Below are 12,723 nucleotides of genomic sequence, written 5' to 3' on the forward strand. Positions count from 1 at the left end.
GCAGTCCTTGTTGCGAGCGATCTAAGATGCTCGCGTCCACTGTGTAGTTCTCAACATACGATCGGCACCACACTCCCCCAGCCGTAACAGCTAGCTTCATGTGGCCCATCGAAGAACCGAAACGGATTCCTCCGCCGGCCCAACCCCCACCACCACTCTCGTGGGAGGCAGGAAGCCTGGTCCCTCAGGACCCAACAACGTGCACCAGCCAGCCCGCTCACCCCCGACCCCTTCCAACCCGACCCGAAGGCCTGGCGTACTAAGACCGGAAGCTGCGCTCCCGACTGCACTGTCAATGTTCCACCCATGAGCTACCCGTCGGACACGTTCGGTCCGAATCGGGCGCCTGGACACCGCAAGCGGTGCCAGATGCTCCTTAGAAAGGAGGTGATCCAGCCGCACCTTCCGGTACGGCTACCTTGTTACGACTTAGTCCTAATCACCGATCCCACCTTCGACGGCTCCTTCCACAAGGGTTAGGCCACCGGCTTCGGGTGTTACCGACTTTCATGACTTGACGGGCGGTGTGTACAAGGCCCGGGAACGTATTCACCGCAGCGTTGCTGATCTGCGATTACTAGCGACTCCGACTTCATGAGGTCGAGTTGCAGACCTCAATCCGAACTGAGACCGGCTTTTTGGGATTCGCTCCACCTTACGGTATCGCAGCCCTTTGTACCGGCCATTGTAGCATGCGTGAAGCCCAAGACATAAGGGGCATGATGATTTGACGTCATCCCCACCTTCCTCCGAGTTGACCCCGGCAGTCTCCTATGAGTCCCCGGCATAACCCGCTGGCAACATAGAACGAGGGTTGCGCTCGTTGCGGGACTTAACCCAACATCTCACGACACGAGCTGACGACAACCATGCACCACCTGTACACCGACCACAAGGGGGCGACCATCTCTGGCCGTTTCCGGTGTATGTCAAGCCTTGGTAAGGTTCTTCGCGTTGCATCGAATTAATCCGCATGCTCCGCCGCTTGTGCGGGCCCCCGTCAATTCCTTTGAGTTTTAGCCTTGCGGCCGTACTCCCCAGGCGGGGCGCTTAATGCGTTAGCTACGACACAGAAACCGTGGAAAGGTCCCTACATCTAGCGCCCAACGTTTACGGCATGGACTACCAGGGTATCTAATCCTGTTCGCTCCCCATGCTTTCGCTCCTCAGCGTCAGTTACGGCCCAGAGATCTGCCTTCGCCATCGGTGTTCCTCCTGATATCTGCGCATTCCACCGCTACACCAGGAATTCCAATCTCCCCTACCGCACTCTAGTCTGCCCGTACCCACTGCAAGCCCGAGGTTGAGCCTCGGGATTTCACAGCAGACGCGACAAACCGCCTACGAGCTCTTTACGCCCAATAATTCCGGACAACGCTTGCACCCTACGTATTACCGCGGCTGCTGGCACGTAGTTAGCCGGTGCTTTTTCTGCAGGTACCGTCACTTTCGCTTCTTCCCTACTAAAAGAGGTTTACAACCCGAAGGCCGTCATCCCTCACGCGGCGTTGCTGCATCAGGCTTTCGCCCATTGTGCAATATTCCCCACTGCTGCCTCCCGTAGGAGTCTGGGCCGTGTCTCAGTCCCAGTGTGGCCGGTCACCCTCTCAGGCCGGCTACCCGTCGTCGCCTTGGTGAGCCATTACCTCACCAACAAGCTGATAGGCCGCGAGTCCATCCCCAACCAAAAAATCTTTCCACCACCAGACCATGCGGCCGGCGATCATATCCAGTATTAGACGTCGTTTCCAACGCTTATCCCAGAGTCAGGGGCAGGTTACTCACGTGTTACTCACCCGTTCGCCACTAATCCACCCAGCAAGCTGGGCATCATCGTTCGACTTGCATGTGTTAAGCACGCCGCCAGCGTTCGTCCTGAGCCAGGATCAAACTCTCCGTAAAAAAATTACAACCAACACCGAAGTGCCAGCGAGTTGATCTTGACTGTTGACTGTCTACTGACAATCTTCAATCCAAAAGGAATTGTCTCCGACTCGACCAGCAAAACCGGCCGAGCACGGGGTCAATAAATTGGCATTGACAATGTGCACGCTGTTGAGTTCTCAAGGACCAGACGCGCTCCCCGCTCGACCCCGAAAGAGGTTCCGCCAGAGAGGCATTCGTTCTTGGTTTGACCACCGGTGTCGTCGGACTCGAGGTCCAGTGGGCTCATCCCCGAGGGGAGAGAACCGGTGGAGTAGTCATCCTAGGCGTCGAAGCCGTCCAGCGCAAGGCCGGATCTGAACTTCAGTGGAGGATGGTCCCGCTTGAGGGCCGACGTGCTCTGGGCTTTCGCTCCAGCCGCTCCGCCGCACCTTTGGGGTGACGAGTAAGAACTATACGCAGCGCTGGACGGGTGCGCCAAGGCGGGCCACATCCCGGGCGTGTCGCATCGTGCAACACGTCACCCGGGACGCACGGAAGCCCGGTCCCACACTCGTGGAACCGGGCTTCGCGCGTCCGAATGGATCAGCCGACGACGGTCACGCCAGCGAGGGTCTTCTTGCCACGACGGAGCACGAGCACTCCCCCGGGCAGGGCGAGGTCGGACAGCGAGGCCGTCGGGTCTTCGGCTCGGGCGTTGTTCACGTAGACGCCGCCTTGGTCGATGGCACGTCGGGCTTCCCCGAGGGACTTCACCAGCTCGGTCTCGACGAGCGCCTTCGCCAGGTCGGCATCCGGCGCGAGCGAGATCGAGCCGGGGAGTTCCGCGATCGCGGACCGGAGCGTGGGTTCGTCGAGCGCCTCCAGGTCACCGTTGCCGAACAACGCCGCCGAGGCATCGATCGCCGCCTGGGTCGCCGGGACACCGTGCACGATCGACGTCACCTCGAACGCGAGGGTCCGCTGGGCCTCGCGCCGGAAGGGTTCATCGGCCACCGCCTGCTCGAGCCGTTCGATCTCGGCCCTCGGCAGGAAGGTGAACTTCTGCAGTCGGTCGACGACGTCGGCATCAGTGGTGTTGAGCCAGAACTGGTACAGCGCGTACGGCGACGTCATGTCGGCGTCGAGCCAGATGGCGTTGCCCTCGCTCTTGCCGAACTTCGTGCCGTCGGAGTTCGTGATGAGGGGCGTCCCCATCGCGTGCACGGTGGCGCCTTCGGCTCGACGGATGAGCTCCGTCCCCGAGGTCAGGTTGCCCCACTGGTCGGAGCCACCCGTCTGCAGCGTGCACCCGTACTGCCGGAACAGCTCGCGGTAGTCCATCCCCTGCAGGATCTGGTAGCTGAACTCCGTGTAGCTGATCCCGGCGTCCGAGTTCAGCCGGGCAGCGACCGCGTCCTTCTTGAGCATCGAGTTGACGCGGAAGTACTTGCCGACGTCGCGGAGGAAGTCGATCGCGGACATCGGCGACGTCCAGTCGAGGTTGTTCACGAGCCGCACGCCGTTGTCGCCGTCCGGGCTGAGGAACCGCGACACCTGCTCCTGCAAGCGGGCCACCCACTCGGACACGGTCTCCCGGGTGTTCAGGGTGCGCTCTGCCGTCGGACGCGGGTCGCCGATCAGGCCGGTCGAACCACCGACGAGTGCGAGGGGCTTGTGCCCCGCGAGCTGCAGCCGCCGCATCGTCAGGAGCTGGAGCAGGTTGCCGCAGTGCAGTGACGGAGCCGTCGGGTCGAAGCCGCAGTAATAGGTGATCGGCTCGCCGTCGAGGGCCTCTTTGAGTGCGGTCTCGTCGGTCGAGACGTGCACCAGACCACGCCAGCGCAGCTCGTCCCACACCGAGGCGAAGGTGGGATCGTTCTGCTGACGCGTCAGGACATCGAGAGCGGTATCACTGGACACCCAGCCATCGTAGCGGCGGCCAGTGATGCACACAGCACACGGGAGGCCCGGTGCTGGTCCGTCAGCCGAGGGCGCGCTGGTGCCGTCGGTACGTCGAGACCGTGGGCTCGCCGGGCAGCCAGAAGCGCCACGGGAAGCCGGCACCGCCGGCGATGCCGGCGACCCCGGTGCGGGGCCCGCGACCGATCAGCGGGTCGGCAGCCAGCCCGGCGAGGACCGCAGCGGATCCGTCGGAGGCGAGCCGAGCCTCCAGGCCGGGTGCCAGGGCGAGTACGTACGGGCCGCGACCGTCGGTGACGGAGGTGCCGTCGTCCGTGCCGAGGACCGCACCGAGCGCGCTGCCGAGGTTGCCGGGTCCACGAGCCAGCTGCACGTCCGACACCGAGGGGCCCCGCCGCTCGCGGGCGAGGTCGATGCCCTGGACGACCTCGGCGCCACGGAGGAGCGATCCGGACGACGTCCCGGTCGGCCCGCTGACGACGTTGACGCACGTGTGGATGCCGTACGACCGGTACGCGTAGAGGGTGCCGGGTGGACCGAACAAGTGCCTGTTCCGCTCGGTCAGCCCGCGGTGCCCATGTGAACCGGGGTCGGTCGGGCCGAAGTACGCCTCGACCTCGGTGATGCGGATCGTCACGCCCCTTCCCGTGAGCGTCGCACCGAGCAGGGCCGGCGCGGAGACCGGTGCCGGCTCCGCCAGGAGCGCGAGGAGGCCCTCCGTCATCGGGTGAACGGCGCCCCGCTCGCCAGGTCGTGGACACGCTGCGTCAGGCCCGTGAGCTGCTCGGCGACGCGATCCGGGGCCGTCCCGCCGACGCCCGAGCGGGACGACGTGCTGCCCTCGATGGTGAGGACGGCGCGGACGCCGGGGGTGAGGTGCTCGGAGACGGCGAGGTACTCGTCGTCGGACGGGTCGTCGAGCTCGACGCCGCGCTCCTCGCAGTACCGGACCAGGGAGCCCGAGATCTCGTGCGCGTCGCGGAACGGGACGCCCTGGCGGACGAGCCACTCGGCGACGTCGGTCGCGAGCGAGAAACCCTGCGGTGCCAGGTCGGCCATGCGCTCGGTGTCGAAGGTCAGCGTCGCGATCATGCCGGTGAACGCCGGCAGCAGGACCTCGAGCGTGGCGACCGAGTCGAAGACAGGCTCCTTGTCCTCTTGCAGGTCGCGGTTGTACGCGAGCGGGAGGCCCTTGAGCGTCGTCAGGAGGCCGGTCAGGTTGCCGACGAGTCGACCGGACTTGCCGCGTGCCAGCTCGGCGATGTCCGGGTTCTTCTTCTGCGGCATGATGCTCGACCCGGTGGAGAACGCGTCGTGCAACCGCACGAAGCCGAACTCCTTCGTGTTCCAGAGGATGACCTCTTCGGCGAGGCGCGACACGTCGATACCGATCTGCGCCAGGACGAACGCGAACTCCGCGACGGTGTCGCGGGCAGCGGTGGCGTCGATCGAGTTCTCCGCCGGGCGGTCGAACCCGAGCTCGCGGGCGATCGCCGCGGGGTCGAGTCCGAGGGAGCTGCCGGCGAGGGCGCCGGCGCCGTACGGGCTGACGCTCGCGCGGGTGGACCAGTCGCGGAGTCGCTCGAGGTCGCGCACCAGCGGCCAGGCGTGTGCGAGGAGGTGGTGCGCGAGGAGCACGGGCTGGGCGTGCTGCAGGTGCGTGCGGCCGGGCATGATCGCCGCCGGGTGTTCGCTCGCCTGCTGGCTGATCGCGTCGACCAGGTCGATCACCAGGCGGCCGATGCGGCGCCCGTGGTCGAGCATGTGCATCCGGCCGAGGGTGGCGATCTGGTCGTTCCGGCTGCGGCCGGCGCGGAGCTTGCCCCCGAGCTCGGGGCCGAGGTCGGCGATGAGCAGGCGTTCCAGCGCGCCGTGGACGTCCTCGTCGCTGTCGGCGGGCTGCAGCTGGCCCGTGGCGTGGGCCTGCTCCAGGCGGTCGAGGCCGGCGGTCATCTGCTCGAGCTCGTCGGCGGTCAGGTACCCGGCCGTGTGCAGGGCGCGAGCATGGGCCCGGGAACCGGCGATGTCGTACGGCGCGAGCTGCCAGTCGAAGTGGGTGGACTTCGACAGGGCGGCGAGTTCGGCGCTCGGGCCGTCCGCGAAGCGGGCGCCCCACAGTGCGCCGGTGTTCGTGGCGTCGGTCTTGGCGTTCGTCTGGTCCGTCATGTCGTCCTGCGTTCGTCCTTCGGTGGGTCAGTTGGCGCGGTCGCGGCGGGCCGCGATGCGGCTCGGGAGCGACCAGATGTCGATGAAGCCCTTCGCCTGCTCCTGGTCGAAGGTGTCGCCCGTGTCGTTCGTCGCGAGCTCGAAGTCGTAGAGACTCTGCTCGGAGCGGCGCCCCGTGACCGTCGCACGGCCACCGTGGAGCTGCAGTCGGACGTCCCCGGACACGTGCTGCTGGGTGTGGTCGATGAACGCGTCGAGACCCCGCTTGAGGCCTCCGAACCAGAGCCCGTCGTAGACCAGCTCGGCCCAGTCGGCCTCGACCCTGCGCTTGTAGCGGGCGACGTCACGCTCGAGGGTGAGGCTCTCGAGTTCCTCGTGCGCGGCGATGAGCGCGATCGCTGCAGGGGCCTCGTACACCTCGCGCGACTTGATGCCCACGAGGCGGTCTTCGAGGACGTCGATGCGACCGACGCCGTGCCGGCCGGCCAGGGCGTTCAGCTCCTGGACGATGCGCAGCACGCTGAAGCGCTGACCGTCGATGGCGACCGGGACGCCCTGCTCGAACGTGATCGTGACCTCGTCCGGGTCACGTGGGAGCGTCGGGTCCTGCGTGGACGCGTAGAGGTACTCAGTCGGGGCGGTCCACGGGTCCTCGAGGGAAGCGGCCTCCACCGCGCGTCCCCAGACGTTCTGGTCGACCGAGTCGCCCCGGTGCCGGATCGGGAGACCGTGCGCGTCGGCGTAGGCGATCACCTTGTCCCTGGTCAGCGCGAGGTCACGGACCGGGGCGATCGACGTCAGCTCGGGGGCGATCGCGGCCACCGCCGCCTCGAAGCGGACCTGGTCGTTGCCCTTCCCGGAGCACCCGTGCGCGACGGTGTCGGCGCCGAGCTGCTTCGCCGTGGCCGCGAGGTGCTTCGCGATGAGCGGGCGGCTCAGGGCGGAGACCAGTGGGTACCGCTTCTGGTAGAGCGCGTTCGCCTTGATCGCGGGCACGACGTACTCGTCGGCGAACTCGTCCTTCGCGTCGATGACCACGGCTTCCACCGCGCCGCAGTCCAGGGCGCGCTGGCGGACGGTCTGCAGGTCGTCGCCGCCCTGACCGAGGTCGACCGTCAGCGCCACGACGTCCTTGCCGGTGGCCTCGCGCAGCCAGCCGATGCCGACGGACGTGTCGAGTCCGCCGGAGTAGGCCAGGACGACGCGGTCTGCCACGGGTGCTCCTAGGCGCCCGTGTTCGCGGCGAGGAGCCAGGCGAGGAGTGCCTTCTGGGCGTGCAGGCGGTTCTCCGCCTCGTCCCAGATGATGCTGCGCGGACCGTCGATCACGTCGGCGGTGACCTCGTACCCACGGTCGGCCGGCAGGCAGTGCATGAACACGGCGTCGTCCGCGGCGTGCGCCATCATCGCGTCGTCGACGCGGTAGCCGTTGAAGGTGTCGAGACGCTGCTGCTTCTCGTCCTCCTTGCCCATCGACACCCAGGTGTCCGTCACGACGACGTCCGCACCGGCCACGGCGGCGACCGGGTCCGTCACCACGAGCACCGATCCACCGGTCTCGGCAGCCCGGCGTTCGGCGTCCGACACGACGTCGACGGCCGGCGAGAACGCAGCAGGGGAACCGACACGGACGTGCATGCCCGCGGTGGCTCCGGCGAGCAGGTACGACTGCGCCATGTTGCTCGCGCCGTCGCCGACGAAGGCGACCGTCTGTCCGGCGAGTGCACCGCGGTGTTCACGGATCGTCAGGAGGTCGGCGAGCAGCTGGCACGGGTGGAAGTCGTCGGACAGGGCGTTGACGACGGGGACCGTGGTGCCTTCCGCCATCTCCTCGAGTCCGGCCTGACCGTAGGTGCGCCAGACGATGGCCGACACCATGCGCTCGAGCACACGGGCCGTGTCGGACGGGGTCTCCTTGCCGCCGAGCTGGCTGTTCGCCGTCGAGATGATGAGCGGGCTGCCACCCAGGTCGCTGATCCCGACGTGGAAGGACACCCGGGTGCGCGTCGACGACTTGTCGAAGATCACGGCGACGCTCTGCGGGCCCGCGAGCGGCTTCGCGCCCCAGCGGTCGCGCTTCATCCCGACCGCGAGGTCGAGGATGGCGGACTGCTCGGCCTGCGAGAGGTCGTCGTCGCGGAGGAAGTGGCGGGTCATGCGGAGGTCTCCTGGTCGGCGCCCTCGACGGCCGCCATGCTCTGGGCGAGGATCGACAGGAACTCGTCGATCTCGGCGTCGGACACGATGAGCGGCGGCGCGATGCGCAGGCTCGCCTCGTTGGGGGCGTTCACGATGAGACCCCGCTCGAGTGCGGCAGCCGAGATGGCTGCCGCGACGGGGCGGTGCAGCCCGACCCCGATGAGCAGGCCGCGCCCGCGGATCTCCTCGACCAGCGGCGAGGCGATCGCGGCGATGCCCGCACGGATCCGCTCCCCCTTGACCAGGGCGGCCTCGACGAGACCGGCGTCCTCGATCTCGCCGAGGACCGCGTTCGCGACACGGGTGCCGAGCGGGTTGCCACCGAAGGTCGAGCCGTGCTGCCCGGCGGAGAAGAGCTCAGAGGCGCGACCGAAGGTCACGAGCGCCCCGATCGGGAACCCGCCCGCGATGCCCTTCGCGATCGTGATGGCATCGGGGACGACCCCGAGGTGCTGGAACGCGAACCACGACCCCGTCCGGCCGACACCGGTCTGGATCTCGTCGAGGATGAGCAGCGCGCCGTGCTCCTCGGTCAAGCGACGAGCGGCGGCGAGGAACCCGTCGGGCAGGTCGACGACGCCGGCCTCGCCCTTGATCGGCTCGAGGATGAGCGCCGCGACGGTGTCGTCGATCGCGTGCTCGAGCGCCTCGATCGTGGTGTCGACGTGGTCGACCCCCGGGATCATCGGCAGGAAGTCCTCTTGCAGTGCGGGCTTGCCGGTGAGCGCGAGCGCACCCATCGTGCGGCCGTGGAAGCCCTGCTTGAGTGCGAGGATCCGGGTCTTCCGACCATCAGCACCCTTGTTCAGCCGGGCGAGCTTGAACGCGGCCTCGTTCGCCTCCGCACCGGAATTGCCGAAGTACACGCGACCCGCGTCGCCGGCGCCGGTGATGCGCTTCAGCCGCTCGGCGAGCTCGAGCTGCGGGGGCGTCGCGAAGTAGTTCGACACGTGCACGAGTTTGGCGGCCTGGTCGGCGATCGCCTCGACGAGGACGGGGTGCGCGTGCCCGAGGGAGTTCACCGCGATGCCGGCGAGGAAGTCGAGGTATTCCTTGCCGTCGACGTCCCACACGCGGCAGCCCGACCCGCGCTCGAGCATGACCTTCGGCGGGGTCAGGGATCGCATCAGCGACGCCCCGAACCGGTCGTTCCAGGTCTCGGTCTGCGTCTCGGTGTTCACCGTGCGGGTCCCTTCGTGTTCGTGCCGTGCGTGGTGTCGTGCGTGACCGCCGGGCCGCGTCGGCCGATCTCGGCGTGGGTGTTCTGGTTCTCGGTGCGCCGGCTCGGGTCCGGGATCACCTCGGTGCCCGCGCCACGGAGCGTGAAGACCTCGAGGAGGATCGAGTGCGGGATCCGGCCGTCGATGATCGTCGCGCCGCCGACCCCGCCGACCACGGCGTCGAGGCACGCGGTCATCTTCGGGATCATCCCCGACTCGAGCGACGGCAGGAGTTCGCGCAGTTCCTCGACCGCGATGAGGTCGATGATCGAGTCGCGGTCGGGCCAGTTGCGGTAGAGCCCGGGGACGTCGGTCAGCATCAGCAGCTTCGAGGCGCCCAGTGCGATCGCGAGTGCGGCCGCCGCAGCGTCGGCGTTCACGTTCAGCGCCTGGTCGGGGTCGGCGTCGTCGATCGCGATGCTCGACACGACGGGGATCTGGTTCGCCCGGATCGCCGCGAGCACACCCGACGGGTCGACGTGGGTGATGTCACCGACGTGCCCGAGGTCGAAGTGCTCGCCGTCGACGACGACGCCCTTCTGTTCGCCCGTGAACAGCGAGCCGCCGTCGCCGAACACGCCGACGCCGATGCCGTCGCCGTGCTCGTTCATCAGGTCGACGATCTCGCGGTTCACCTCGCCGGCCAGGACGTCGCGGACGACGGTGATCGCCTCGGTCGTGGTGACGCGGTAGCCACCGCGGAACTCGGACTCGATGCCCTGTTCCTTGAGCGCGGCGGAGATCTGCGGACCGCCGCCGTGCACCACGACCGGGTGCAGGCCTGCGTAGCGGAGGTAGACCATGTCCTCGGCGAAGGCCCGCTTGAGGTCGTCGTTCACCATGGCGTTGCCGCCGAACTTGACGACGACGATCTTGCCGGAGAACCGCTTGAGCCAGGGCAGGGACTCGATGAGCGTCGCGGCCTTGACGGCGGCGAGCTCGTGCTCGTGCTGCTTGGTGTGTGCGTCGTCGGCCATCAGCTGGAGTACGCGCTGTTCTCGTGGACGTAGTCGTGCGTCAGGTCGTTCGTCAGGATGGTCGCCGAGTACGGCCCCACCCCGAGGTCGATGAGCACGTCGGTGTCGCGCGGTGTCAGGTCGACCTCGTCGATGGGACGGTCGGGCGCACCCGCGTGGCACACCCGCACGCCGTTCATCGAGACGTCCACCGCGTAGGGGTCGAACTCGGCGTCGGTGGTTCCGATCGCCGCGAGCACCCGGCCCCAGTTGGGGTCGTTGCCGAACACGGCCGCCTTGAAGAGGTTGTTCCGGGCGACGCTGCGGCCGACCGTGACGGCGTCGTCCTCGTTCGCGGCGTTCACCACGTGGATCGCGATGTCGTGGCTGGCACCCTCGGCGTCCTGCTGGAGCTGGCGGGCCAGGTCGGCACAGACGACGGTCAGGGCCTCCTGGAAGTCGCCCACCTCGGGTGTCACGCCGGACGCGCCGGAGGACATCAGCACGACGGTGTCGTTCGTCGACATGCAGCCGTCGGAGTCGACCCGGTCGAACGTGACGCGGGTGGCTGCCCGCAGGGCCTGGTCGAGTTCGTCGGAGGTGAGGAGCGCGTCGGTCGTGATCACGACGAGCATCGTCGCGAGCCCCGGCGCGAGCATGCCCGCGCCCTTGGCCATGCCACCGACGGTCCAGCCGTCCTCGGAGACCGACGCCTGCTTGGCCCGGGTGTCCGTCGTCATGATCGCGGCGGCGGCGTCGGGGCCGCCGGTCTCCGACAGGGCGTCCGTGGTGAGTGCGACGCCGTGCAGGACGTGGTCGCGGAACGTCTGGTCGCCGCGGCCGATCAGACCGGTCGAACAGACGACCACGTCGCCGGCACCGATGCCGAGGGACTCGCCCACCGCCTCGGCCGTCATGTGCGTGGTCTGGAAGCCGAAGGCCCCGGTGAAGCAGTTCGCACCGCCGGAGTTCAGGAACACGGCCCTGGCGATGCCGTCGCCGACGACCTGGCGGGACCAGATCACCGGATTGGCCTGTGCGCGGTTGCTGGTGAACACCGCGGCGACGGCCGATTCCGGACCGTCGTTCACGACGAGTGCCACGTCCGGCGTTCCGCTCGCCTTGAGTCCGGCGGTCGCGCCGGCGGCGCGGAAGCCGGCAGCAGCGGTCACGCCCTGCAGGTCCGACCCGGCTTGGAGGCTCGGTTCGGCCCCGCCCTGCTTGCTTGCGTCCGTCACGGTGCGACTCCGTCCACGCTGAGGCCGAGTGTCTCCGGCAGGCCGAGGGCGATGTTCGCCGACTGCACCGCGGCGCCGCCGGTCCCCTTGGCGAGGTTGTCGAGGGCGCTGACCGCGACGACACGGCCGGCGGCTTCGTCGACGGCGATGCCGACGAGCGCGGTGTTCGCACCGATGGTGTCCGCGACCCGCGGGAACGCACCCTCCGGCAGCAGGTGCACGAACGGCTCGTCCGCGTACGCCTGCTCCCAGGCGAGGCGGACGTCGCGTGCGGTGACGCCGGGCGCGAGCTTGGCGGTCGTCGTCGCGAGGATGCCACGAGACATCGGCACGAGGACCGGCGTGAACGAGATGGTCACGTCCGAGGCCCCTGCCGCGCGCAGGTTCTGCTGGATCTCCGGGATGTGCCGGTGCTTCCCGCCGACGGCGTACGCGCTGGCAGAGCCCATGATCTCCGACGCGAGGTAGGTCGTCGCGAGCTTCTTGCCTGCCCCCGACGGCCCGACGCTGAGCACCGCCACGATGTCGTCCGCCTGGACGAGACCGGCCTGGACGCCCGGCTGGATGCCGAGCGTGACCGCGGTGACGTTGCATCCGGGAACGGCGATCCGCTTGGTGTTCGCGAGCTCGACCCGCTGCCGACCCTGCGCGACGATGTCGTCGACGTCGCGCCATTCCTCTGCCGACCCCGGCTTCGGCGCTGCGTGCAGGAGTTCCGGCAGCCCGTAGGTCCACGCGCCGAAGTAGTCGCCGCCGTAGAACGCTTCCCAGGCCGCCGGGTCCGTCAGCCGGTGATCGGCGCCGCAGTCGACGACGAGCGTGTCCGCGTCGAGCTCCGCCGTGATCGCGCCGGACTGTCCGTGCGGCAGCGCCAGGAACACCACGTCGTGCCCGCGGAGGTTCTCCGCCGTCGTCTCGACCAACGTCAGGTGCGACAGCGAACGGAGGTGGGGCTGCGTCGCGATGAGCGGCTGTCCGGCGTTCGAGAACGCCGTCACCGTCCTGACGTCGAACTCGGGATGTGCGGAGAGGATGCGCAGCAGCTCACCGCCCGCGTAGCCGCTGGCTCCCGCCACGGCGACGGATACGGACATGGGATTCCACCTTAGGTCGGACTGTTCGTCGAGAGATCGGAGGCGGCGGCCCCGGGCGGTGCTGG

The 12,723-nt window shown here is 68.1% G+C and carries 9 protein-coding genes and 1 rRNA gene; all 10 read right to left on the reverse strand.

Features of this window, described 5'->3' with window-relative positions:
- Positions 1–380 precede the first annotated feature (380 nt).
- Positions 381–1,902 (reverse strand): 16S ribosomal RNA (locus QK288_RS18555).
- A 567-nt stretch (positions 1,903–2,469) separates the two neighbouring features.
- Positions 2,470–3,786 (reverse strand): tyrosine--tRNA ligase, encoded by a 1,317-nt coding sequence (tyrS, locus tag QK288_RS18560; RefSeq protein ID WP_281265744.1) that lies wholly within the window; start codon positions 3,784–3,786, stop codon positions 2,470–2,472.
- Between the two features lie 61 nt (positions 3,787–3,847).
- Positions 3,848–4,510, reverse strand: coding sequence for a DNA-3-methyladenine glycosylase (locus tag QK288_RS18565; protein WP_281265745.1), 663 nt, complete (start codon positions 4,508–4,510; stop codon positions 3,848–3,850).
- The gene (argH, locus tag QK288_RS18570; RefSeq protein WP_281265746.1) at positions 4,507–5,952 is read right to left on the reverse strand and encodes an argininosuccinate lyase; all 1,446 of its coding nucleotides are present in this window, start codon (positions 5,950–5,952) and stop codon (positions 4,507–4,509) included. Before argH ends, QK288_RS18565 begins: the two co-directional genes overlap by 4 nt.
- Before the next feature lie 27 nt (positions 5,953–5,979).
- On the reverse strand, positions 5,980–7,167 hold the full coding sequence (locus tag QK288_RS18575; RefSeq protein WP_281265747.1) for an argininosuccinate synthase: 1,188 nt from the start codon (positions 7,165–7,167) through the stop codon (positions 5,980–5,982).
- Between the two features lie 8 nt (positions 7,168–7,175).
- Positions 7,176–8,108, reverse strand: a complete 933-nt coding sequence (gene argF / locus QK288_RS18580; RefSeq protein WP_281265748.1) for an ornithine carbamoyltransferase — start codon at positions 8,106–8,108, stop codon at positions 7,176–7,178.
- Positions 8,105–9,331, reverse strand: a complete 1,227-nt coding sequence (locus tag QK288_RS18585; RefSeq protein ID WP_281265749.1) for an acetylornithine transaminase — start codon at positions 9,329–9,331, stop codon at positions 8,105–8,107. The genes argF and QK288_RS18585 overlap by 4 nt, the downstream gene beginning before the upstream one ends.
- Positions 9,328–10,347 (reverse strand): acetylglutamate kinase, encoded by a 1,020-nt coding sequence (gene argB / locus QK288_RS18590; protein ID WP_281265750.1) that lies wholly within the window; start codon positions 10,345–10,347, stop codon positions 9,328–9,330. The genes QK288_RS18585 and argB overlap by 4 nt, the downstream gene beginning before the upstream one ends.
- The gene (gene argJ / locus QK288_RS18595) at positions 10,347–11,507 is read right to left on the reverse strand and encodes a bifunctional glutamate N-acetyltransferase/amino-acid acetyltransferase ArgJ (RefSeq protein ID WP_281267631.1); all 1,161 of its coding nucleotides are present in this window, start codon (positions 11,505–11,507) and stop codon (positions 10,347–10,349) included. The genes argB and argJ overlap by 1 nt, the downstream gene beginning before the upstream one ends.
- Positions 11,508–11,560: 53 nt before the next feature.
- Positions 11,561–12,658 (reverse strand): NAGSA dehydrogenase family protein, encoded by a 1,098-nt coding sequence (locus QK288_RS18600; protein ID WP_281265751.1) that lies wholly within the window; start codon positions 12,656–12,658, stop codon positions 11,561–11,563.
- Between the last annotated feature and the right edge of the window lie 65 nt (positions 12,659–12,723).

Source organism: Curtobacterium sp. 9128 (genome assembly GCF_900086645.1).
GTDB lineage: Bacteria > Actinomycetota > Actinomycetes > Actinomycetales > Microbacteriaceae > Curtobacterium.

Excerpts from the sequence above, each read along its gene's own strand:
- QK288_RS18565 (WP_281265745.1), bottom strand. The coding sequence starts at position 4,510 with ATGACGGAGGGCCTCCTCGCGCTCCTGGCGGAGCCGGCACCGGTCTCC.
- argH (WP_281265746.1), bottom strand. The coding sequence starts at position 5,952 with ATGACGGACCAGACGAACGCCAAGACCGACGCCACGAACACCGGCGCA.
- argF (WP_281265748.1), bottom strand. The coding sequence starts at position 8,108 with ATGACCCGCCACTTCCTCCGCGACGACGACCTCTCGCAGGCCGAGCAG.
- argB (WP_281265750.1), bottom strand. The coding sequence starts at position 10,347 with ATGGCCGACGACGCACACACCAAGCAGCACGAGCACGAGCTCGCCGCC.
- QK288_RS18600 (WP_281265751.1), bottom strand. The coding sequence starts at position 12,658 with ATGTCCGTATCCGTCGCCGTGGCGGGAGCCAGCGGCTACGCGGGCGGT.